Origin of the sequence: Inquilinus limosus, from assembly GCF_002195995.1 — a bacterium.
Taxonomy (GTDB): domain Bacteria; phylum Pseudomonadota; class Alphaproteobacteria; order DSM-16000; family Inquilinaceae; genus Inquilinus; species Inquilinus limosus_C.
The window spans coordinates 1-21,611 of record NZ_NHON01000083.1; the positions used below are offsets into that span (position 1 = coordinate 1).

Here is a 21,611-nt window from a genome sequence, read left to right on the forward strand (position 1 = left end):
CCCCCTCCCCTCGCGGGAGGGGGGTAGGGGGAGGGGGTTCGTACCGCCAAGGCAGATCGATGGCCTCCGACCCGATAGGCAACCTGTCCCGGTCCTGAAACGCCGCCATCCTTCGATCGACAGCCCCCTCCCCCTGCCCCCCTCCCGCAAGGGGAGGGGGGACTAGAGAGAATTGTGCTGCCCTCAGGGAGAAATTGCCGGCCATCGGACGGCCACTCCGGCGCGAGTCCAGATGGTCTCTCACATCCCGACCTCGACCCGGCCGCTGTTGCTGTCGCGCAGGCGGCGATAGCGGGACAGGGCCCAGGTCGGGAAGAAGGCCGGGTAGCCGTGGTAGCGCAGGTAGAACACGCGCGGGAAACCGACCGCGGTGAAGCTGGGCTCGTCCCACAGCCCGTCCGCGCGCTGATGCGCCGACAGCCAGGCGACGCCGCGGGCCACGGCCGGGCTCTCGGTCTCGCCCACTGCCATCAGCGCCAGCACCGCCCAGGCGGTCTGCGACGCGGTCGAGGTGGCCGGCGTCATCTCCGGCTTGCCCTCGTAGTAGCTGTCGCCGCTTTCGCCCCAGCCGCCATCCTCGCGCTGCTGCGCCGCGAGCCAGGCCACGGCCTTGCGGATCATCGGGTCCTGCGGGTCCATGGCGATGGCGTTGAGGGCGCACAGCACCGACCAGGTGCCGTAGATGTAGTTGGTGCCCCAGCGCCCGAACCAGGAGCCGTCGGCCTCCTGCTCCTGGCGCAGGAACGCCACGCCGCGCGCCACCGCCGGGTCGTCCATCCGTCGGCCGAGCTGGCCCAGCATGCTGAGGCAGCGCGCCGTGACGTCGGAGGTCGGCGGGTCTAGCAGCGCGCCATGGTCGGCGAAGGGGATGTGGTTCAGGTAGTGATAGGTGTTGTCGACCTCGAAGGCGGCCCAGCCGCCATTCTTGCTCTGCAGCCCGAGCAGCCATTCGACGCCGCGGTCGATCGCCTCGCGATAGCGCTCCGGGTCCGCCCGGTGCATCGCCATGACCACGACCGCGGTGTCGTCGAGATCCGGATAATGCGCGTTGTTGTACTGGAAGGCCCAGCCGCCGGGCCGCACATCCGGCCGGCGCTCGGCCCAGTCGCCCTTCACGTCCAGAACCTGGCGCGGCACCAGCCAGTCGAGCCCCCGCTTGGCCCGCGCCACCGCTTCGGGATCGTCGGATTCCAGCAGGGCATGGGCGGTCAGCGCCGTGTCCCAGACCGGCGACAGGCAGGGCTGGGCATAGGTCACGCCCCCGACCGTGTCGACCAGCTTCTCGACCGAGGCCCAGGCGATCTTCGGGTCCGGATGGTCGTCCGGATAGCCCAGGCATTTGAACATCATCACGGAATTGGCCATGGCCGGATAGATCGCGCCCAGCCCGTCCTCGCCGTTCAGCCGCTCAGTGACGAACGCGACCGCCTTGCGGATCGACTTCTGCCGCCGCGGGAAGAACGGCTCGATCGGCCGCAGCACGCCGTCCAGCCGGCGGAAGAAGGTGCCCCAGAAGGTGCCGTCGACATGCACATGCCAGTTCTTCACCTGCTCCGGCGGCTCGACCATCAGCTCCTGGATCGACAGCGCGCCCGGGGTAGCCGGCCGCGGCTTCTTGGCCATGATCACCAAGAGCGGCACGATCACCGTGCGGCTCCAGTACGACACCTTGTTCAGCTGGAACGGGAACCAGGAGGGCAGCACCATGATCTGCGCCGGCATCACCGGCACGGCGCGCCACGGCACCTGCTCGAACAGGGCCAGCAGGATTCGGGTGAAGACGTTGGACCGGGCGGCGCCGCCGGCCTTGAGGATGGCGGCACGGGCGCGGGCCATGTGCGGCGCGTCCGGGTCGTCGCCCGCCGCCTTCAGCGCGAAATAGGCCTTCACGCTGGCGCTGATGTTGAACGGCCCGTCATGCCACAGCGGCCAGCCGTCATGCCGGTCCGACTGGATGCTGCGGATGTAGTCGGCGAGCTTCGCCTCCTTCTCCCGGTCGACCACGCCGAGGAAGTGCTTCAGCAGGATGTATTCCGCCGGGATGGTGGCGTCGGCCTCGAGGATGAAGGCCCAGTGGCCGTCCTCGCGCTGCAGATCCAACAGCCCGCCGACGCCGCGGCCGATCGCGTCGTCGAGGCTAGCGCGGGTGGGGCCTGCGAGGTCTTCGGTCTGAAAAGAAGGGCTGGAGATGGTCATGGGGACGGGTCTGACGGCTGACGGGACAGGGAGGCGCCGGGCTGGTCGTAGACGCGGCCCTTCCAGGCCCCGCCGACCCCGGCCCAGTGGCGCCGCGCCGAATCGATGGTGGCGCCGAGATACACCACGGCGGCAAGCGGCAGGAAGGGCGCCCACAGCGGCGAGCGCCGGTAGAAGCGCAGCATCGGCAGGTAGGTGGCGCTCATGATCGCCCAGGCGGCCAGGGCGACATAGCGTGCTGCCCCCTCTCCCAGGATGGTCAGGGCCGGCGGCGCGACATAGGTGACGATCAGCCCGGCGACGGTGCCGAGCAGCAGCAGTGGCGAATACCGAAGCTGGGTGTAGGCGGTGCGGGCGACCATGCGCCAGATCTCGCCGACATCGCCATAGACGCGCAGGCTCTCCGCCTCGTCGGTGAGGTCGAGGCGGATCTGGCCGTGGCGCTTCAGCGCGGCCGCCAGGGTGCAGTCATCGATCAGCGCGTCGCGGATGGCGGCGATGCCGCCGATCCGGGCCAAAGCCTCGCGTCGCACCAGCATGCAGCCGCCGGCAGCGCCGGCCGTGGCCTTGTCCGCCCGGTTCACCCAGGCGAAAGGGTACAGCATCTTGAAGAAGAAGACGAAGGGCGGCACCAGCCAGCGCTCGGCGAAATCGAGGCAGCGCAGCCGCACCATCAGCGACACTAGGTCCAGCCCGTCCGTCTCGCCGCGCGCCACCAGCTGCGCCAAATTGTTCGGCCGGTGGACGATGTCGCCATCGGTCAGCAGGATCCAGCGCGCCTCGGGCTCCAGCCGTTCCGCCGCGGCGACGCCCTGCGACACCGCCCACATCTTGCCGACCCAGCCGGAAGGCAGCGGCGCGCCGGAGATCACGGTCAGGCGGTCGGGCGCCCCCGCCGCTTCCGCCGCGGCGCGGGCGAGGTCGGCGGTGCCGTCGGTCGACTGGTCGTCGACCACCACCACCCGCAGCCGGCCGGGATAGGCCTGGCGCAGATGCGACCCGACCGCGGCGCCGATGCCCTCGGCCTCGTTGCGCGCCGGGATCACCACGACGACGCCGGGCCATTCCGCCGGCGGCGGTGCTGCAGGCGCGGTCACGGCCTCCCAGAACCGGCCCTGGGCCAGCCACAGCTTGAGCCACGCCGCGAGGCTGGCGAGGGCGAGGATTAGCCCGGCTATCTCACACCCCCTACGCCCTGCGTCGTCTTGTGGTGAGTCGGATGCGGGAGCGGGACGCGAAAAGCGTATAGGGACATACGGTTGAGCGGCCCACTCCCGCAGGCGGCCGCCGCAAGACGACCCTCCGGGCCGGTTGAAAATGCCGACTGGGTGCGTCGAACGGCTTGCCCGATGCAAAGGCATCGCGCTGCGCCGCTCTCCTGCCCCGTCGGCATTTTGAACCGGCGCAGGGCGCAGGAGGTGTGAGGTAGCCGGGCTGAGCCGATCATCCGAGGTACCCGTTGGCCCGGAACCAGTCGAGCGCGTCGACCAGGGCCTGGCGCGCCGGCCGCGGCCGGTAGTCCAGCGCGGCGCGGGCCTTGTCCGAGGAGAAATACATGGTCTTGCGCGCCATGCGCAGCGCGTCGCGCGTCACCATCGGCTCCTTGCCGGTGAAGCGCGACACCGTCTCTGCCGCCAGGGCCACCGGCCAGATCGGCCCCAGCGGCAGCCGGATCTTCGGCGCCTTGCGGCCGACCAGGGCGGCGATCTCGGCCAGGATGGCGGACAGCGCGAAATCCTCCCCGCCCAGGATGTAGCGCTCGCCCGGCACGCCGCGGGCGAAGGCGGAGAGATGGCCCTGGGCGACGTCGTCGACATGGACCAGGTTCAGCCCGGTGTCGACGAAGGCCGGGATGCGGCCGGTCGCAGCCTCGACGATGATCCGGCCGGTCGGGGTCGGCTTGACGTCGCGCGGCCCGATCGGGGTCGAGGGGTTGACGATCACCACCGGCAGCCCGGTCTCGGCGGCCACCGCGCGCGCCGTATCCTCGGCCAGGAACTTCGAGCGCTTGTACAGGCCGATCATCTGGCCTTCGGTCGCCATGGTGGTCTCGTCCGCCGGCCGGCCATCGGCATGGTGGCCCAGCGTCGCCACGCTGGAGGTGTAGACGGCGCGGGCCACCCCGGCCGCGGCGGCGGCGCGCAGGATCGCCGCGGTGCCGGCGACATTGGTGCGCAGCATCGCCTGCGGGTCCGGCACCCACAGGCGGTAGTCGGCGGCGACGTGGAACAGCGCGGTGCAGCCCTTGAGCGCCGGCGCCAGCGAGGCCGGGTCGGCGAGGTCGCCGGTCACCGGCTCGACATCCAGCCCGGCCAGGTTGCGGCGATCGCTGGCCGGGCGCGCCAGGGCCCGGACCCGATGGCCTTCGGCCAGCAGCGCGCGGGCGACGGCCGAGCCGACGAAGCCGGTGGCCCCGGTGACGAGGGCGATCTCGGTCATTCGTCCCCGCGGGGATCTGCCGGAAGCGCGGCCTGTCGCGACACTGTCATCATGGCGGCGACACTGTCGAAGCGGGCCGACAACCGCAACCGAAAAAGCCGTAACTCTCCCCTGCTGCGGCCGTTGGTCCGTGGCCGTTTGCCTTGACAATTCAGCGGGGTCTGCGATCTGGTGGCGCGGTCCGGGGCCGCGCGGCGGATAGCCGCCATGCCACCATTTCCCGAACGGCCCCGGCCGAGACAAGACAGGCGATCATGACCGTGCCGGCCGACCGTGCCATCGTCAATTCTTCACCACCCGACGTCCCCGCCTCGACCGGCGTGAGCGTCGTGGAGGTGCCGGCCAGCAAGACCTCCGGCCAGGAGAACTTCCCGGTCGGCTCCTGGCTGCTGCCGAAGCGCCACCGGCCTCACATCGCCACCTTCTACCGCTTCGCCCGCGCCGCCGACGATATCGGCGACGACACCGACCTGCCGACGGCGGAGAAGCTGGCCCGGCTCGACGCGCTGGATGCCGGGCTGGTCCAGGGCGGGCCGGAAGCCGCCGCCCGGATGCGCGCCTCGATCGCCGCCACCGGCGTCGGGCTGGTCGATTGCCGCGACCTGCTGGTGGCCTTCCGCCGCGATTCCGAGAATCGCAGCTGCCGCAGCTGGGACGACCTGGTCGACTATTGCCGCTATTCGGCCAATCCGGTCGGGCGCTACCTGCTGCGGCTGCACGGCCAGTCCGACGCGACCTTCCCGGCCGGCGATGCGCTGTGCACTGTGCTGCAGATCCTGAACCACCTGCAGGATTGCGGCGACGACTGGCGCAAGCTGCACCGGATCTATGTGCCGACCGACTGGATCGACGCGGCCGGCGGCATCGACCGCTTCTTCGCCGCGGACGAGGCCGGCGCCCGGCTGCGCCGGCCGGTGATCGACCGCTGCCTCGACATCGCCGACGTCCTGCTCGACACCGCCAGCACCCTGCCCGGCCAGCTGACCTCCCGCCCGCTGGCGGCGGAGGTCAGCGTCATGCTGTGGCTGGCCCGGAAGCTGGCGGCGCGGCTGCGCCGGGGCGACCCGATCCTGATGCGGGTGGCGCTGAGCAAGCCGGACTTCGCCCGCGCGCTGCGCCCCGGCCTGTCGGTCATGGCCTTCGGCGCCAAGCCGCTGGACGACGCGGCGCTGGTGCGGATGGCGGTGTTCCGCGCCAAATCCTCCTTCGCCGCCGGCATGCGCATCCTGCCGGCCGATGGCCGCCGCGCGATCTACGCCGTCTATGGCTTCTGCCGCCAGGTCGACGACATCGCCGATTCCGGCGCGGCGGTGGCGGAGAAGACCGCCGACCTGCAGGCCTGGCGGCAGCGGCTGGACCGGATCTTCGCCGGGCAGGGTGGCGATCCGCTGGACCGCGAGCTGATCTGGGCGATCCGCCGCTTCGACCTGCCGCGCGCCGAATTCGACGGCATGCTGGACGGCATGACCATCGACGCCGCCGCCGAGGTGCGCATCGCCGACCGCGCCGGACTGGCGCATTACGCCCGCTGCGTCGCCGGTACCGTCGGCGTCATGGCCGTCAAGATCTTCGGCTGCCCCGACCAGGCCAGCGAGGCCTTCGCCGTGGCCCAGGGCGAGGCGCTGCAGCTGACCAACATCCTGCGCGACGTCGACGAGGATGCCGGGCTGGGCCGGCTGTACCTGCCGGAAAGCTGGCTGCGCGAGGCCGGCATCCCGACCGACGCGCCGATCCCGGCCATCGCCGCCGACCCGCGCATCGCCCAGGTCTGCGCCCGGCTGGCGGCGGAGATCCAGCCGCTCTACGCCGCCCTGCCCGGGCTGATGCCGGCGGGGACGGAGAAGCGGATGAAGGCGGCGCTGATCATGCAATACAGCTACCGCCGGATCTTCGAGATGCTGCAGGCCCGCGGCTATGCCGACCGGTCGGTGCGGCCGCGCCTGTCGAAGCGCGAGAAGATCGGCATCCTGCTGTCGGTCCTGCTGAAATGACCGTCCACATCATCGGCGGCGGGCTGGCCGGCCTCGCCGCCGCGGTCGAGCTCGCCCGCACCGGCGTCCCGGCGGTGGTGTACGAGGCCACGCCCCGGCCCGGCGGCCGCTGCCGCGCCTTCCACGAGCCGGCGTTGGACCGGGTGATCGACAACGGCAACCACCTGGTGCTGTCGGGCAATCGCAACGTCCGCCGCTATCTCGACCTGATCGGCGCCGGCGACCGGCTGGCGGCCCCGGCCCGGCCCGGCTTCCGCTTCGTCGACCTGGAGCAGAACCGGGAATTCACGGTGCGGCCGAACCGCGGCCGGCTGCCCTGGTGGGTGCTGCTGTCGGGCCGCCGGGTGCCGGGCACGGGGCCGCGCGACTACCTGGCGCTGCGCCGCCTGTCCAAGGCCGGGCCGGAGGACACGGTGGCCGGCGTGGTGCCGCCAGGCGAGCTGTATCGCTGCCTGATCGAGCCCTTGGCCGTCTCCGCCCTCAACACCCCGGCCGACGAGGCCTCGGCCCGCGGCCTGTGGGCGGTGGTGGAGCAGACCCTGGCCAAGGGCGGGGCGCAGACCGTCCCGCTGATCGCCCGCACCGACCTGGCCGATACCTTCATCAACCCGGCGTTGGACTTCCTGCACCGGCACCGCGTGACGGTGCGGACCGGCATGCGGGTCAAGGCGCTGGAGTTCGAGGACGACCGCATCGCGGCGCTGGAGCTGGACCAGGGCACCCTGCCCCTGGCGCCGGACGACCAGGTGGTGCTGGCGGTGCCGCCGGCGATCGCCGCCCGGCTGGTGCCGGGGCTGACGCCGCCGGAGGCGGACGAGCCGATCGTCAACGGCCATTTCGCCATTCCGTTCAAGGAGGAGCCGCACGACATCGCCGGCATCGTCGGCGGCACCGCGCATTGGGTGTTCCGCCGGCCGGGCATCGCCAGCACCACGGTCAGCGCCGCGCGCGGCCTGGTCGACGCGCCGGCGGAGGAGCTGGCGGCGCTGCTGTGGGCCGATGTGGTGAAGGCCTTTCCGGATTTGGCCGGCCCCCTGCCCGCCTACCGCATCATCAAGGAGAAGCGGGCGACGATCCGCCAGACCCCAGCCGACGAGGCCCGGCGGCCCGGCTGCCCGACGCCCTATCCCAATCTGTGGCTGGCCGGCGACTGGACCGCCACCGGCCTGCCGGCGACGATCGAGGGCAGCCTGCTGTCCGGCTTCCGCGCCGCCGACCATGTCCGCGCCGCCGGGGCCTCGAACGGCAAGGTCAGGGCCCGTCCGAGAAAGCGGCTGGCGTGATGTCCACTTCTGTCGAGGGCCGAGTGCGGCGGACGAGCAGCACCGGCCGCCTTTGAGACCGCTTTTTCCATCTCTTCACCGTCATGGCGAGGAGCGAAGCGACGTGGCCATCCAGGGGCCGATGCGAGCGGCCCTGGATGGCCACGCCCCTACGGGGCTCGCCATGACGGATCAATATTTCGGAGTGCTGGTACAAGCACGGGAACCGCCGTCAGACGGCCGCGCCGGGTGCCTTATCGGGCGGGTTCGGCCAGCATCTCGTGGACGAGCGGCATGACCTTGCTGCCGAAGAGCTCGATGCTGCGCATCAGCTTGTCGTGCGGCAGCGGGCCGGCGCTGTATTTCAGCTGGAAGCGCACGGCGCCCAACGCGCCGACGGTCGATGCGATCTTGCGCGCCACGGTCTCGGGCGACCCGACATAGAGCGAGCCGTGCTCGGCCTCGCGCTCGAACTCGCCCTGCCCCATCGGCGGCCAGCCGCGCTCCGCCCCGATCTTGTCGCGCATCCGCTTGTAGTCGGCGAACAGCTCCTGGCGCGCCTGGGCGTCGGTGTCGGCGACATAGCCCGGCGAATGGACGCTGATCGGCTGCACCGGCCGGCCCAGCTGCTCGAAGGCGCGGTGATACAGGTCGACATAGGGGCGGAAGCGCTTCGGGTCGCCGCCGATGATGGCCAGCGCCAGCGGCAGGTCGTATCGCGCGGCGCGGACCACCGATTCCGGGCTGCCGCCGACGCCGATCCAGGTCTTCAGCCGGCGCGCGCCCTCGACCGGCGGGAAGACGCTCTGGTTGCGCAGCGGCGGCCGGATGCTGCCCTGCCAGCTCACCGGCTCCTGCTTCAGCAGCGCCGCGAACAGGTCCAGCTTCTCCTCGAACAGCGTCTCGTAGTCGCTGAGCTCATAGCCGAACAGCGGGAAGGATTCGGTGAAGGAGCCGCGGCCGAGGATGACCTCCGCCCGGCCGTTCGACGCCGCGTCCAGGGTCGAGAAGCGCTGGAACACCCGGATCGGGTCGTCGGAGCTGAGCACGGTGACGGCCGAGCCGAGATGGATCTGCCTGGTGCGCCCGGCGATCGCCGCCAGCAGCACCTCGGGCGCGGAGACGGCGAAATCGGCGCGGTGATGCTCGCCGACGCCGAAGAAGCCGATGCCGAGCTGGTCGGCCAGCACGGCCTCCTCGATCACGTTCCGCAGCACCTGGCCATGCGGCAGCAGGGCGCCGTCCGGCCCCGTGGTCACGTCGCCGAAGGTGTCGAGTCCGAGTTCGAGAGGCTGGGCCATGGTGGTCTCTGGGCTTTAAGGCAGTTCACCGCAGAGATGGCCACCGCGATCGGCCGGTCAACGGCCGTGATGGAAACAGACTGTCCTATCCGCGGACCTTCTCCGCGTCCCCATCCGGCCGAAATCGCCACTTCCTCTCCACCGCGGCGGCGAGGTCGATGCCGTTGGCCCGGGCGAACAGCAGGACATGGCCGAGCATATCGGCAGTCTCGTCGGCCAGCGCCTGCCGCAGCTCGGCCTCGGACCGGCCATGCGTGCGGCCGCGGCCGGTGAGCTTATTCCAGACCTGGGTCAGCTCGCCCAGCTCCTCCTGCAGCTTCAGCAGGAACCAGTCCGGGTCGCGCCGCACGCCATTGGCCTCGGCATAGCGGCGGGACGCGTCCTCGAACTGGTCCTTCAGGCGGTCGAGCATGGGGAGCCCCTCATTGTCATGCCCGGGTCCCCCGCGGGTGTCCGGTTGAGGAAAAATGGCAACCGAGGCGAGCTTAGCTTAGGGCTCTATTTTATTGTCATCCTCGGGCTTGACCCGAGGATCCAGGGGCTTTCAAGAGCAGCTCTCGGTGGCCCCTGGATTGCCGGGTCAAGCCCGGCAATGACAGAAGGGGGAACGGCTGCCAGTCCGTCAGACCCGGAACTTGTACTCCTTGCCCGGCTGCCGCTCGATGTCCGGCGGGAAGTTCGCGCGCTTCTCGGCGAAGTAGCGCTCGCGGTGGTCGCCATCGGCCAGGCGGTTGTAGGTCAGGTACAGGATCCGCCGGGCCTTGTCGGTCAGGTTCGGCTTCGACGCATGCGGCGCGTAGCTGTCGAAGAACAGCACATCGCCCGGCTCGGTCGGCACCGGCACCAGCTTGAAGCTGGCCATCTGCTCGTCGGTCAGCGGCTTCCACTCCTCGCCGATCAGCCCGGTCAGGCGCGGCATGTCCGCCATCTCGAGACAGCCATTCTCGACCGTCGCGCGGTCGACCGAGACCATCACGGTCAGGAAAATGGGCGCGTAGCGCGACCAGCCGGCCTGCTGGTCCTGGTGCGGCTCGAACCCCGCGCCGCCAGCCATCTTGAAGTTGATCTTCTCCTTGTAGAGGCAGGACGGCGCCTCCAGCAGTTGCTCCACCGCCTGGAACAGGCGGCCGTGCCGGACCAGACCGTCGAACGCGGCGTGGTACGGGCAGAAATTCTCGATCCGCTGCACCACCCGCTTGGCCGGGTCGAGCAGGCTCGGCTCGTAATAGACCATGTGCTTGCCCGGCTCCTCGGGCATGGCGCTGAGCTCCTCGGTCCAGCGCGTGATCGCCGCGGTCTCGGCGGCGTCGAAGAAGCCGCGGGCGGCGACCCAGCCAGTGCGCGCATAGGCCGCGAGGTCCTCGGCCGAAAGCGGGCCGGTGGTGGCACCAGCGGGCAGGGAATCGGGCATGCTCAACGCTCCAGCTGCGGCAGGATCTCCCGCTGCGCGCGGGCCACATCCACGTCGAAATCGATCTCGGTCCAGGGCAGGTCGCTGATATCCGCCACGCCGAAGCGGCGCGGCTGCGCCAGGATCAGGTCGCGGATCGCTTCCTCGTACTCAACAGTGGTGATGCCCTGCTGCACATACCAGTCCGTGCGGTCGCCGAGCGCACGCGCCATGTCGGGCGAGAAGCGGAAGAAGCCGACCGACTCGCCGTGCCAGTCATGCGCGTGCTCGGGCTTCTTGCGGAAGTCGACGATGACGTCGCCACGGAAGCAGATCTTCACCGGCTCGTCGCCCGGCTCGATCTCGCGGTCGACCAGCAGAACGTTCTCCGCCGCGCCGTCCAGCAACCGCCCGATCATCGGCGCGGGGTACAGCACGTCGCCATCCATCAGCACCACCGGCGCGCCGGTGGCCAGCCGCTCGCGCTGGACCCACAGCGAGACCAAGCTGCCCTCGCGATAGCGCGGGTTCTCGACGAAGCTGACCCGGCCGCCCAGGCCGAGCCGGTCGATCTCGCGCCGGATCGAGTCGCCCTCATGGCCGATGGTGATCGAGATGTCCTCGACCCCGTTCGCATGGAGCGCGGCAATATGCCGTTCCAGCAGCGACCTTCCGCCGAACTGGAGCAGGATCTTCGGCCCGCCAGCGGCCGTTCCCAGGCGTCGGCCGACCCCGGCCGCGAGGATGATCGCGGTGGCTGCCCGCCTATCGGAGTATGACAAGGCCGTGATGCTCCGGTTGCATTTTTCTGAAGTCGAACGAAGATACAGGCCGAATTGCCGGCCCGGCAAGGAGTCGGGCGGCCGAGATTCCGCAACCCGGACATCCGGTTTCATGAGTGAAGAAGCGATGAAGGCCTTGGAAGACACCGCTGCGGCGGGCTCGACCGGCAGCGGCTCCTCGGCCAAGGCCGACCGCCCGAAGACGGTGTTCGCGGCGCTGCGCGAGGAGATCTTCTCCCCCACCCTCTCCTTCCTGATGGAGGCGCATAACGGCCTCTCCGCCAAGATCGTCGAGGAAGCCGGCTTCCGCGGCATCTGGGCCTCGGGCCTGACCAACTCGGCCAGCCTGGGCCTGCGCGACAGCAACGAGGCGTCCTGGACCCAGGTCCTCGACGTCCTCGAATACATGGCCGACGCGACCACGCTGCCGATCCTGGTCGACGGCGACACCGGCTACGGCAACTTCAACAATGTCCGCCGCCTGGTGCGCAAGCTGTGCGAGCGGCGGATCGCCGGTGTCTGCATCGAGGACAAGCTGTTCCCGAAGACCAACTCCTTCATCGGCGAGGCCCAGCCCCTGGCCGATATCGAGGAGTTCTGCGGCCGCATCAAGGCCGGCAAGGACAGCCAGACCGATGACGATTTCGTGCTGGTGGCGCGGATCGAGGCGCTGATCTCCGGCCGCGGCATGGAGGAGGCGCTGCGCCGGGCCGAGGCGTACCACGCCGCCGGCGCCGACGCGGTGCTGATCCATTCCAAGAAGTCGACCGCCAACGAGATCTTCGACTTCACCGAGCGCTGGGCCAACCGGTCGCCGGTGGTGATCGTGCCGACCATGTACTACGCCACCTCGACCGACCTGTTCCGCCAGGCCGGCATCTCGACCGTGATCTGGGCCAACCACCTGCTGCGCTCCTCGATCACGGCGATGCGCGAGACCGCCAAGCAGATCTTCGAGGACCAGTCGCTGCGCGAGGTCGAGGGCCGGGTGGCCAGCGTCCGCGACATCTTCGCCATCGTCGGCAACGCCGAGCTGGAGGCGGCGGAGCGCCGCTACCTGCCGGGCAAGGCGGCGCCGAAGGCCGTGGTGCTGGCCGCGTCGCGCGGTGATCTGGGCGACGAGCTGACCCGCGACCAGCCGAAATGCATGATCGACGTGCGCGGCCAGTCGCTGCTGCAGCGCCTGGTCTCGACCCTGGGCGGCAGCGGGCTGAAGGACGTCACCGTGGTGCGTGGCTACCGCAAGGAAGCGGTGGTGGTGCCGGGCATCAAGACGGTCGACAACGACCGCTACGACGAGACCGGCGAGGTCTACTCCCTGGCCCAGGCGCGCAAGGCGCTGGAGGGCGAGACGGTGGTGGCCTATGGCGACGTGCTGTTCCGCCGCTACATCCTGGACGGGCTGATGTCGAGCGAGGGCGACATCGTCCTAGCGGTCGACGCCATGAGCCTGTCGGTCAAGCAGGCCAAGAAGACCCTGCGCGACCTCGTCGCCGCCGACCGGCCCTATTCCGGCAGCTACCTGGACGACACGCCGGTGCATCTGAAGTCGATGTCCGAGTCGATCCCGGCCGGCGAGGTCAGCGGCGAATGGATCGGCCTGGCCCGGTTCAGCGCCCAGGGCTCGGTCTGGCTGCGCGAGGAGATCGATCGTATCGAGGCCGAGGGGCTGCTGGAGACGGCGGACCTGCCGCTGCTGCTGACCCGGCTGGCGGCCCGGCATCCGGTGGTGGTGCAGTACTTCACCGCCCATTGGCTGGATGTCGACACGCTGAGCGACTTGGCCGACGCCCGCAATTTTACCTAACGGAACCGCGGCGCGCGACCCTGCCATGCGTCCGCGCGCCGCTTCCCTCCCGGGCCGTCGCATTCTACAAGAACCGGCATGATCACCGCAGACGAGTTCATCGCAGCGGCAAAGGCGCGCGGCCACGACTTCTACACCGGGGTCCCGTGCAGCTTCCTGACCCCGCTGATCAACGGCGTGCTGTCGAGCCGGGCCCTGACCTATGTCGGCGCCGCCAGCGAGGGCGAGGCGGTGGCGATCGCCGCCGGTGCCTGGCTGGCCGGGCGCAAGACCGTCGTCATGTGCCAGAACTCCGGCCTGGGCAACGCGGTCAATCCGCTGACCTCGCTGAACGCGCCGTTCCGCATCCCGACGCTGTTCGTCACCACCTGGCGCGGCCAGCCTGGCCAGCCGGACGAGCCGCAGCACGAGGTGATGGGCCGCATCACCCAGGACCTGCTGGAGCTGATCGAGGTGCCGCAGGCCCCGTTCCCGGCCACCACCGAGACGCTTGGCCCGGCGCTGGACCAGGCCGCGGCGCGGATGGACGAGACCGGCCTGCCCTATGCCTTCGTCATGAAGAAGGGCGACGTGCGGGACGCGGATCTGCAGGCGCCGCCGGCGTCCCTGCCCCGCCCCGGCCGCCGCGCCGACTGGCCGGAGGCCGGGCCGCGCCCGACCCGGGCGGCGGTGCTGGAGCGCTTCCTGGCCCTGACCGACGACCGCACCGCCGTGGTCGCCACCACCGGCAAGGCCGGGCGCGAACTGTTCACTTTGGCCGACCGGCCGCAGCACATCTACCAGGTCGGGTCGATGGGCGGCGCCTCCGGCATGGCACTGGGCGTGGCGCTGAACACCGAGGCGCCCGTCGTGGTGCTGGACGGCGACGGCGCCGCGCTGATGAAGCTGGGCACCTTCGCCACCATCGGCGCCCAGGCGCCGGGCAACCTGATCCACATCCTGCTCGACAACGGCGTGCATGACTCGACCGGCGGCCAGGCCACGGTCTCCGCCTCGGTCGACTTCGCCGCGGTGGCGCTGGCCTGCGGCTATCAGTTCGCCGCGTCCTGCGCCAGCTTGACCGGGTTCGAGGCCGCGTTCCGCGCGGCGTCCGAGGCGCCGCGACCGGCGCTGATCCATGTCCGCATCGCGCCGGGCTCGATGGACAAGCTGGGGCGTCCGACCGTCGGCCCGGCCGATGTCGCCCGCCGCTTCCAGGACTTCCTCGCCGGCCTGCGCCCGGCGGCAACGGGTGCCGGCACCGCATCATGAAATGGCCCGCCTGCATCGGGATCGCCGTCGGCCTGACGGTCGCGGTCGTGCTGGTCTGGCTGACCGGCGCCGCCGAGATCTGGGCGGCCTTGACCGGCGCCGGCTGGGGCATCCTGGCCGTCATCGCCCTGCACTTCCCGCAGTTCCTGTTCTCCTCGCTCGGCTGGCGCGTGCTGGTGCCGGAACGGCCGGTGCCGCCGCTGAGCTTCTTCATCCGGCTGCGCTGGATCCGCGAGGCGATCAACTCGCTGCTGCCGGTGGCGCAGATCGGCGGCGAGCTGATCACCGCCCGCCTGCTGGCGATGCGCGGCGTGCCGCTGAACCGGTCCGGCGCCGCCATCGTGGTCGACCTGACCACGCAGATGGCCAGCCAGGTGGTGTTCACCGTCTTCGGCCTGGTGCTGCTGTTCCTGGGCGCCCATGACGGCGCCATGACACCCTGGATCATCGCCGGCGCCGGCGTCGGCTTCGTGCTGGTGGTGCTGTTCATCGGCGCCCAGCGCTTCGGCATGTTCAAGGTGCTGGAGCGCGGCCTGATCCGCCTGGCCGACAAGTTCGGCTGGGAGTCGCTGGGCGAGGTCTCCGGCCTGCATGATTCGATCGTGTCGCTGTATGGCGACCATGCCCGCCGGGTCTGGACCTCGGGCGGCCATCACCTGGTGTCCTGGCTGCTCGGCTGCCTGGAGATCTGGGCAACGCTGTGGGCGCTGGGCCTCGAGCCCAGCCTGCGCGACGCCGTGATCATCGAGAGCCTGGCCCAGGCTGTCCGCATCGCCGGCGTGCTGGTGCCCGGCGCGCTGGGCGTGCAGGAGGGCGGCTTCATCGTCATCTGCGGCCTGCTGGGCATTCCGCCGCACAGCGCCGTGGCGATGGCGCTGATCCGCCGGATCCGCGAGATCGCGCTGGGCGTCCCCGGCCTGATGGCCTGGCAGGCGATGGAGGGCCGGCACCTGGCCCGCCGCCGCCGTGCCCGTGCCTCGGAGGCCTCGTGATGCCCTGGTCCGCCGAAGATCCGGCCCTGCTGACGCCGGGGCCGCTGACCACCCGGATCGAGACCCGCCGCGCCATGCTGCGCGACTGGGGCTCGCGCGACCGCGCCTTCATCGCCCTGACGGCAGAGCTGCGGCAGCGGCTGCTGGCCGTCGCCGGCGCCGAGGCCAGCCATGTCGCGATCCCGTTGCAGGGCAGCGGCACCTTCATCGTCGAGGCCGCGATCGCCACGCTGCTGCCGCCTTCGGGCAAGCTGCTGGTGCTGGCCAACGGGTCCTATGGCGAGCGCATGATCGCCATCGCCACCCGCCTGGACCGGTCGGTCGAGGCGTTGCGCTGGCCCGAGGACCGGCCGGTGGAGCCGGAGCGGGTCGACGCGGCGCTGGCGGCCGACCCGGCCATCACCCATGTCGCGCTGGTCCATTGCGAGACCACCTCGGGCATCCTCAACCCGTTCGAGGCGGTGGCGGCGGTCGTCGCCCGGCATGGCCGGCCGCTGATCCTGGACGCGATGAGCAGCTTCGGCGCGCTGCCGATCGACCTCTCCACGACGCCGGCCACGGCGGTGCTGGCCTCCAGCAACAAGGGGCTGGAGGGCGTGCCGGGCCTGGGCTTCGCCCTGGTCGAGCGGCAGGCGATCGCGGCGGCGAAGGGCAACAGCCCGTCGACCAGCCTGGACCTGCACGACCAGTGGCGCGGCTTCGAAGGCAACGGCCAGTGGCGCTTCACTCCGCCGGTGCAGGTGGTGGCGGCGCTGGTCGAGGCGCTGCGCCTTTTGGAGGCCGAAGGTGGCCCTGCCGCCCGGCTGCGCCGCTACCAGGACAATTTCGACACGCTGGCGGCGGGCATGGTGCGGATGGGCTTCCGCCTGTTCCTCGACCCCGCGGTGCAGGCGCCGATCATCGCCACCTTCCACCCGCTGGACGATCCGCGCGTCACCTTCGAGCCGTTCTACGAGGCGCTGGCCGCGCGCGGCTTCCTGATCTATCCGGGCAAGCTGACCCGGGCCGACAGCTTCCGCATCGGCTGCATCGGCGCCCTCGACCGCAACGATTTCCAGGCCCTGCTCGTTGCCATCGAGGACACCCTGTCGGAGATGCGCCGGTGAAAATCCCTCTGCTCGTCATCTCGGCCTGGCTCGGGCTCGCCGCCACCGCCTCGGCGGCGACGGTCGAGATCGTCGTGGCCAACATCAAGGAAGCCAAGGGCACGATCCGGCTGTCGCTGTGCCCGCAGGACAAGTTCCTGGGCGACGATTGCCCCTACAGCAGCACCGCGCCGGCCACGGTGCCGCAGGCGACGGTGGTGTTCCAGAACGTCGCCCCGGGCGTCTACGCCGCCCAGGGCTATCAGGACGTCAACGACAACCGCAAGATCGACCGCACCCTGCTGGGCGTGCCGGAGGAAGGCGTCGCCTTCTCCCGCGACCCCTCCTATTTCTTCGCCCCGCCGGACTTCAAGGACGCCGCCTTCACCGTCGGCCCGCAGGGCACGCGGATCAGCCTCCGGCTGCGCTACTTCTGAGCCGTCGCCGGCTTCTTCTGGACCGCCGCCTTCGGCCGCCGCGACAGGACGCCGAGCCAGGCTGCGCCCGCCGGGGTGATCACCGCCGCCGCGATCAGCATCGGCCAGGCCAGGCCGAGCCAGACGAAGACCGGCACCAGGGCCAGGGCGTCGTCGGGGTCGGCCACCACCCCGCGATGGCGCATGGCGTAGCGCGACAGTTCGATCACCTTGGTCACGTTGAGCTGCCAGAACAGCACACCGATGCCGATGCCGGCCGCCGCGCCGAGCAGGATGGGAGGCAGGCCGAGGCCGGCCCGGGCCAGCCCGATGCCGATGCCGATGAAGGCGATGGCGTCGCACAGGCAGTCGACGCACAGGTCGTAGCGGTGGCCGCCCGGGCTCATCTGCCCGGTCTGCCGCGCCAACTCGCCGTCGGCCCGGTCGAACAGCATCGACAGCAGGAACATGATCCCACCCAGATCGGCCCAGACCCCGCCGCAGGCGAAGCCCAGCGCCGCCGCCACGCCGGTGGCCAGCCGCACGGTGGTGAGCTGGTTCGGGGTGACGCCGGTCGGCGCGATCCGCCGGACGACCGGCCGGACGATACGGTGGATCAGGGTGTCGTGGCTCATCCTGTCTCTGTCGTCTCCGCAGCCATCCGCAATGCTCTGATCCGTCCTGTTTTCTAGACCATCATGCCGAATCTAAGGCAACGGTCTCGGCATGCCTGCGTCGCAGCCGCGACGCGTCTTTCACGCCGTTGCGATTGCAATCCGTCGCCGGTCCTGAGCTATGGTATAGCGTCGCGTTGGGTTTCGTCGCCTGCCGAGGCTGTCTTCGCATGACTGCGCCCATTCCCTCCCGGCCCCTGGGGCCGACCCTCACACGCCGCGCCGCCCTCGGCGTCGTCGGCGGCATCGCTTTGGCCGGGCCGGCCGCCTATGCCCTGCCGCCCGCGGCGCGCCCCGGTTCGCTGTTGGACGAGGTCCACAACCGGGTCGAGCCTTATCTCGAGCTCGGCCACGCCCATACGGGCGAGACCTATGTCGGCCGGTTCTACGGCCCCAATGGCTATGACGTCGCCGAGTTGCAGAAGCTCGACTGGTTCCTGCGCGACTGGCGGCAGACCGCGACGGTGCAGATGGATCCGCGGCTGTTCTGGGCCTTGGCGGTGATCCGCACGGTGGCCCAGCGCGCCGGCTTCAGCGGCAGGGCGACGATCAATTCCGGCTACCGCACGCTGAAGACCAACTCCTCGCTGGAGGGCACGGCCCGCAACTCGCTGCACATGGCCGGCCGGGCGATCGACCTGACCTTCGAGAAGGTGCCGCCGAGCCAGCTGGTCGGCTGCGCCCTGGCGCTGCAGATCGGCGGTGTCGGCCAGTATCCGGGCTTCACCCATATCGATTCCGGCAACCTCCGCACCTGGCACGGCTGAACGCAGCCGCTGCCCGTGACGGCCCGATGACAATCGGCACGACCGGATGGGATTCCCAATCGCAGGGTCGACGCGGCGGCACGATCGTCCTATCCATGGGTCAGCCATGCGTGACCGCGCAGGCGCGCCCGCCACGGGCGCACCGGACTCTGCATTTCGAGGGGGAGAGCCCGCCGCCATGCCGTTCCCGTTCACCCGCGCCGCCGTCCTCGCCGCGACCCTAATCGTCGTGGGATGCGGCGAGTCACAGACGACCTCGCTGCTCCGGATGGGCGACAACATCCGCGCCGCGGGCGACCCCGACACGGCGATGACCTTCTACCAGCGGGCCGCGACCGAGGATCCCAGCAACCCGCAGCCGATGGTCAAGCTGGGCGATGCCACGCTGCAGGCCGGGGACCCGGTGCGCGCCGCCAGCTACTATCACGCCGCCCTGGCGGTGGAGCCGACCAATGTCGATGCCCTGCGCGGCCTGGGCAAGGTGCAGCTGGCCCAGGGCAAGCCGCAGGAGGCGATCGCGGTGCTGGACCAGGCGCTGGCCCGCAAGCCGGACGACGTGTCGACCATCCTGGCCAAGGGCACCGCGCTGGCCCTGCTGGGCCGGCCGCAGGAGGCCCAGAGCCTGTACCAGAAGGCGCTGCTCAAGGCCCCCAGCAATGTCAGCCTGAAGACCAACCTCGCCCTCTCCTACGCCCTGGCCGGCAACACCGGCGAGGCGGTGCAGGTGATGCGGGAGGCCGCCGCGGCGCCCGACGCCACCGCCGTGCAGCAGCGCAACCTGGCGCTGGTGCTGGCCATGGACGGCAAGACCCAGGAGGCGCGGAAGGTGGCCGAGTCAGCCCTGTCGGCGAAGGAGGCGCGCAGCCTGCTCAGCGCGGCGCGGCGGATCCGCGGCATCAAGGACCCGGTGCGGCGGGCCCAGGCGATCGGCACGATCGGCTGAGCCGCGGCGCCGGCGCCCGGACTAAGGGGCGCCGCCGCCGGAGATGTCGGTGGTGCTGTTGCCGGTTCCGGATGACGGTGGCAGGACCATGCCCGCCTGGCTGCGCTTGTTCTGCGTATCCGTATCGGCGTCGGTGTTGTCGCTGCCGTCCAGCTGCAGGTAGCGCTCGGCGGCGCGGACCGAGGGGTTGGCGAAGGCCGGCCCCATCTGGCGCCCCTGGAACAGGTCGCTCTTGCGCTCGACCTGCAGCGCCAGGTTGAGATCGTTGGCGCAGCCCATCGGCAGATCCTCCGGCAGCGAGCCGTCCGGGTTCAGGCAGCGCTTCGGCCACAGCGCCTGCTGCCCGGCCGCCGCCACCTGCACGGTGTCGGAGGCGGAGGGGTCGTTGACCAGCGAGATGCTGTAGCGGCCGGTGCCGCGCAGCACCGCCGCCACCGCCTCCTGCCGCGCCGCCGCCCTCGGCCCGCCGGCCGCGACGGTGACGGCGGAGCCCGGGGCCAGCCCGGCGCCGCGCACGAACTCGACCAGCCGGCTGCGCTCGGTCGCGCTCAGGCTCGAGGCCTGCGGCGCGAACAGCACCGGATGGGCCACCGGGGTCGACAGGCTGGTGTAGCCATCCTCGGGCCAATCCGGGAATTTGTGCTCGCAGGCGGCCAGGGTGCCGGCCAGGGCGATGGCCGCGAGATGCTGGATCGGGAACCTCATGGCGCGTCCTATTCGAGCACGAAGCCGGCGCTGCCGCCGGTCATGGAAGGGGTCTGGCGGACCCGCCGCACGGTCGGCGCGGTGCGCTGCTGCGGCACCGCCACCGCCTGGGGCGTCTCCGCTGGCTTCATCAGGAACGGGGTGATCAGGATCACCAGCTCGGTCTCGTTGCGCTTGTACCGGCTCGACTGGAACAGCTTGCCGAGGATCGGCACGTCGCCGAGCACCGGGATCTTGTCGGCCGAGTTCGACATGTTGCGCTGGAACATGCCGGCCAGCGCGAAGGTCTGGCCCGAGGCCAGCTCGATCGTGGTCTCGGCCCGGCGCACGATCAGCGACGGCACCGAGATGCCGTCGCTCTCGACCCGGGCGTCGTCGCTGAGCTCGCTGACCTCCGGCTTCACCCGCATGGCGATGCGGTCGCCCGGCAGCACGGTCGGGACGAAGGACAGCGACACGCCGAACTGCTTGTATTCGACCGTCACCGTCTCGTTGCCCTGCGGCACCGGGATCGGGAACTCGCCGCCGGCCAGGAAGTTCGCCGACTCGCCGCTGACCGCGGTCAGGGTCGGCTCGGCCAGGATGCTGACCAGCCCCTCCCGCTGCAGCGCGTCGATCACCGCATCGACGTTGTTGCCGCCGGCATGGTAGCCGGCGATGGCCGTCCCGGCCGCCCCGAGGGCCGGCGGGAAGCCGCCGCTGACCAGGCCGATGTTGAACTTGCCGATGTCGAACATCGCCTGCCAGTTGACGCCAAGATTCTCCACCGCCGTGCGCTGGACCTCGGCGAAGCGGACCCGGATGCCGACCTGCTGCGAGCCCTTGATCGTGTTCAGGTTCATCGACCCGCCGGCATTGGTGCCGAGCTGCTGGGCCAGGGCGTCGAGCTTCATGGCGCTGCCCAGGTCGGACACCGTCCCGGTGGTCACCGGCCGGTCCTGGATGTAGCCCATCTGGCCGCCGGAGGCCGGGGCCACCTGCATCACCTCGCGCTGCGCCGCCGCCGCGTCCTGGCTGACCCGGACGTTGGCGGCCGCCACCACCTGGTCGGCGCTGCTGAGCGCGAACAGGTTGGTGGTGCCGGACGACACGCCGTAGATATAGGCCGAGCGGGCCGACACCATCTCGACATCGAGCACGTTCGGGTTGGCCACCAGCACGGTCTGCACCGGCAGGGCGAAGGTCAGCAGGTTGCCCTGCCCCACCTTCATCTCGATCAGCGACCGGCTGGGCGTCAGCCCCGGCTGCGCCTGGCGCGGCGGCGCGGGCTGGACCTGCATCATCGGCCCCTGCCCGCCCGGCTGGCCCGATGGCGGCGGCTGCATCGCCTGCGGCGGCTCGGCGGGGGCGCCCGGCGGCAGGGTGACGATCTTGGGCTGCGTGGCCGGCGCCCGCATGGCCGTGACATCCTCGGTCGGCGTCACCACCGTCTCGCCGGGGGCGGCCGGGGTCGATTGCTGCGCCTGGGCCTGGGGCGGCAGCGGCTGCACCGTCATGCCCGGCGCCTCCTGGGCCAGGGCGGCCGGGATGCCGCCGGCGACGGCGGTCAGGATAGCCGTGGCGGCGAGTGCGTGACGCAATCGGGCCAGGAATCGTGACTGGTCCATCTT

Annotated in this window: 19 protein-coding genes; 9 read left to right on the forward strand and 10 right to left on the reverse strand. The window is 70.8% G+C overall.

All coding sequences use genetic code 11. The annotated features are described in order from the left end of the window. Positions 1-240: 240 nt before the first annotated feature. The 3 genes from shc to hpnA all read right to left on the reverse strand — a co-directional run bounded on the left by shc (position 241) and on the right by hpnA (position 4,635). A complete protein-coding gene (shc, locus tag BWR60_RS28480) occupies positions 241-2,196 on the reverse strand; it encodes a squalene--hopene cyclase (RefSeq protein ID WP_088155388.1) in 1,956 nt (651 codons plus the stop codon). Beyond that, positions 2,193-3,374 (reverse strand): glycosyltransferase, encoded by a 1,182-nt coding sequence (locus BWR60_RS28485; RefSeq protein WP_230983212.1) that lies wholly within the window; start codon positions 3,372-3,374, stop codon positions 2,193-2,195. Before BWR60_RS28485 ends, shc begins: the two co-directional genes overlap by 4 nt. 265 nt (positions 3,375-3,639) lie before the next feature. Next, the gene (gene hpnA, locus BWR60_RS28490) at positions 3,640-4,635 is read right to left on the reverse strand and encodes a hopanoid-associated sugar epimerase (RefSeq protein ID WP_088155392.1); all 996 of its coding nucleotides are present in this window, start codon (positions 4,633-4,635) and stop codon (positions 3,640-3,642) included. 254 nt (positions 4,636-4,889) lie between these two features. Between hpnA and BWR60_RS28495 the strand changes: the two genes are divergently transcribed. Further along, the gene (locus tag BWR60_RS28495) at positions 4,890-6,626 is read left to right on the forward strand and encodes a squalene/phytoene synthase family protein (RefSeq protein WP_088155394.1); all 1,737 of its coding nucleotides are present in this window, start codon (positions 4,890-4,892) and stop codon (positions 6,624-6,626) included. Beyond that, positions 6,623-7,909 carry a hydroxysqualene dehydroxylase HpnE gene (hpnE, locus tag BWR60_RS28500; protein WP_088155396.1) on the forward strand — a complete coding sequence of 429 codons (1,287 nt, stop codon included), beginning with the start codon at positions 6,623-6,625 and terminating at the stop codon, positions 7,907-7,909. Before BWR60_RS28495 ends, hpnE begins: the two co-directional genes overlap by 4 nt. A gap of 233 nt (positions 7,910-8,142) precedes the next feature. Here the strand turns inward: hpnE and BWR60_RS28505 are convergent, their stop codons facing one another. The 4 genes from BWR60_RS28505 to BWR60_RS28520 form a co-directional block, all read right to left on the reverse strand. Further along, complete coding sequence (locus BWR60_RS28505) at positions 8,143-9,189, reverse strand: LLM class flavin-dependent oxidoreductase (RefSeq protein WP_088155398.1); 1,047 nt, start codon at positions 9,187-9,189, stop codon at positions 8,143-8,145. 85 nt (positions 9,190-9,274) lie between these two features. Next, on the reverse strand, positions 9,275-9,601 hold the full coding sequence (locus BWR60_RS28510; RefSeq protein WP_088155400.1) for a pyrophosphatase: 327 nt from the start codon (positions 9,599-9,601) through the stop codon (positions 9,275-9,277). Positions 9,602-9,811: 210 nt separating this feature from the next. After that, positions 9,812-10,600 carry a phytanoyl-CoA dioxygenase family protein gene (locus tag BWR60_RS28515; protein ID WP_088155402.1) on the reverse strand — a complete coding sequence of 263 codons (789 nt, stop codon included), beginning with the start codon at positions 10,598-10,600 and terminating at the stop codon, positions 9,812-9,814. 2 nt (positions 10,601-10,602) lie between these two features. Next, complete coding sequence (locus tag BWR60_RS28520) at positions 10,603-11,361, reverse strand: NTP transferase domain-containing protein (protein ID WP_230983211.1); 759 nt, start codon at positions 11,359-11,361, stop codon at positions 10,603-10,605. Between the two features lie 127 nt (positions 11,362-11,488). Here BWR60_RS28520 and aepX point away from each other — a divergent pair, with 127 nt between their 5' ends. From aepX to BWR60_RS28545, 5 genes are all read left to right on the forward strand, one after another. Then, positions 11,489-13,168, forward strand: coding sequence for a phosphoenolpyruvate mutase (aepX, locus tag BWR60_RS28525; RefSeq protein ID WP_088155404.1), 1,680 nt, complete (start codon positions 11,489-11,491; stop codon positions 13,166-13,168). Between the two features lie 78 nt (positions 13,169-13,246). Further along, complete coding sequence (gene aepY / locus BWR60_RS28530) at positions 13,247-14,419, forward strand: phosphonopyruvate decarboxylase (protein ID WP_088155406.1); 1,173 nt, start codon at positions 13,247-13,249, stop codon at positions 14,417-14,419. After that, positions 14,416-15,411, forward strand: coding sequence for a lysylphosphatidylglycerol synthase domain-containing protein (locus BWR60_RS28535; protein WP_088155408.1), 996 nt, complete (start codon positions 14,416-14,418; stop codon positions 15,409-15,411). Before aepY ends, BWR60_RS28535 begins: the two co-directional genes overlap by 4 nt. Further along, entirely contained in the window at positions 15,411-16,517 is a 1,107-nt protein-coding gene (locus BWR60_RS28540; protein ID WP_088155410.1) for a 2-aminoethylphosphonate--pyruvate transaminase, read from the forward strand. Before BWR60_RS28535 ends, BWR60_RS28540 begins: the two co-directional genes overlap by 1 nt. Beyond that, the gene (locus tag BWR60_RS28545; RefSeq protein ID WP_179221988.1) at positions 16,514-16,933 is read left to right on the forward strand and encodes a DUF2141 domain-containing protein; all 420 of its coding nucleotides are present in this window, start codon (positions 16,514-16,516) and stop codon (positions 16,931-16,933) included. Before BWR60_RS28540 ends, BWR60_RS28545 begins: the two co-directional genes overlap by 4 nt. On the opposite strand, the gene BWR60_RS28550 is transcribed toward BWR60_RS28545, so the two are convergent. Beyond that, positions 16,924-17,547 carry a CDP-alcohol phosphatidyltransferase family protein gene (locus BWR60_RS28550; RefSeq protein ID WP_088155412.1) on the reverse strand — a complete coding sequence of 208 codons (624 nt, stop codon included), beginning with the start codon at positions 17,545-17,547 and terminating at the stop codon, positions 16,924-16,926. The genes BWR60_RS28545 and BWR60_RS28550 overlap by 10 nt on opposite strands. Positions 17,548-17,756: 209 nt before the next feature. On the opposite strand from BWR60_RS28550, the gene BWR60_RS28555 reads away from it, so the two are divergent. Beyond that, positions 17,757-18,353 carry a YcbK family protein gene (locus BWR60_RS28555; protein ID WP_088155414.1) on the forward strand — a complete coding sequence of 199 codons (597 nt, stop codon included), beginning with the start codon at positions 17,757-17,759 and terminating at the stop codon, positions 18,351-18,353. Between the two features lie 178 nt (positions 18,354-18,531). Further along, on the forward strand, positions 18,532-19,296 hold the full coding sequence (locus tag BWR60_RS28560) for a tetratricopeptide repeat protein (protein ID WP_179221989.1): 765 nt from the start codon (positions 18,532-18,534) through the stop codon (positions 19,294-19,296). Positions 19,297-19,317: 21 nt separating this feature from the next. Here the strand turns inward: BWR60_RS28560 and BWR60_RS28565 are convergent, their stop codons facing one another. Together BWR60_RS28565 and BWR60_RS28570 are read right to left on the reverse strand one after the other, a co-directional pair. Further along, positions 19,318-20,001, reverse strand: a complete 684-nt coding sequence (locus BWR60_RS28565) for a CpaD family pilus assembly lipoprotein (RefSeq protein ID WP_088155418.1) — start codon at positions 19,999-20,001, stop codon at positions 19,318-19,320. A gap of 8 nt (positions 20,002-20,009) precedes the next feature. Then, complete coding sequence (locus BWR60_RS28570) at positions 20,010-21,608, reverse strand: type II and III secretion system protein family protein (protein ID WP_088155420.1); 1,599 nt, start codon at positions 21,606-21,608, stop codon at positions 20,010-20,012. Positions 21,609-21,611 lie beyond the last annotated feature (3 nt).

Coding starts and splice junctions, on each gene's coding strand:
- shc (WP_088155388.1), bottom strand. CDS start 2,196: ATGACCATCTCCAGCCCTTCTTTTCAGACCGAAGACCTCGCAGGCCCC.
- hpnA (WP_088155392.1), bottom strand. CDS start 4,635: ATGACCGAGATCGCCCTCGTCACCGGGGCCACCGGCTTCGTCGGCTCG.
- BWR60_RS28495 (WP_088155394.1), top strand. CDS start 4,890: ATGACCGTGCCGGCCGACCGTGCCATCGTCAATTCTTCACCACCCGAC.
- hpnE (WP_088155396.1), top strand. CDS start 6,623: ATGACCGTCCACATCATCGGCGGCGGGCTGGCCGGCCTCGCCGCCGCG.
- BWR60_RS28505 (WP_088155398.1), bottom strand. CDS start 9,189: ATGGCCCAGCCTCTCGAACTCGGACTCGACACCTTCGGCGACGTGACC.
- BWR60_RS28510 (WP_088155400.1), bottom strand. CDS start 9,601: ATGCTCGACCGCCTGAAGGACCAGTTCGAGGACGCGTCCCGCCGCTAT.
- BWR60_RS28515 (WP_088155402.1), bottom strand. CDS start 10,600: ATGCCCGATTCCCTGCCCGCTGGTGCCACCACCGGCCCGCTTTCGGCC.
- aepX (WP_088155404.1), top strand. CDS start 11,489: ATGAAGGCCTTGGAAGACACCGCTGCGGCGGGCTCGACCGGCAGCGGC.
- aepY (WP_088155406.1), top strand. CDS start 13,247: ATGATCACCGCAGACGAGTTCATCGCAGCGGCAAAGGCGCGCGGCCAC.
- BWR60_RS28535 (WP_088155408.1), top strand. CDS start 14,416: ATGAAATGGCCCGCCTGCATCGGGATCGCCGTCGGCCTGACGGTCGCG.
- BWR60_RS28540 (WP_088155410.1), top strand. CDS start 15,411: ATGCCCTGGTCCGCCGAAGATCCGGCCCTGCTGACGCCGGGGCCGCTG.
- BWR60_RS28550 (WP_088155412.1), bottom strand. CDS start 17,547: ATGAGCCACGACACCCTGATCCACCGTATCGTCCGGCCGGTCGTCCGG.
- BWR60_RS28555 (WP_088155414.1), top strand. CDS start 17,757: ATGACTGCGCCCATTCCCTCCCGGCCCCTGGGGCCGACCCTCACACGC.
- BWR60_RS28560 (WP_179221989.1), top strand. CDS start 18,532: ATGCCGTTCCCGTTCACCCGCGCCGCCGTCCTCGCCGCGACCCTAATC.
- BWR60_RS28565 (WP_088155418.1), bottom strand. CDS start 20,001: ATGAGGTTCCCGATCCAGCATCTCGCGGCCATCGCCCTGGCCGGCACC.
- BWR60_RS28570 (WP_088155420.1), bottom strand. CDS start 21,608: ATGGACCAGTCACGATTCCTGGCCCGATTGCGTCACGCACTCGCCGCC.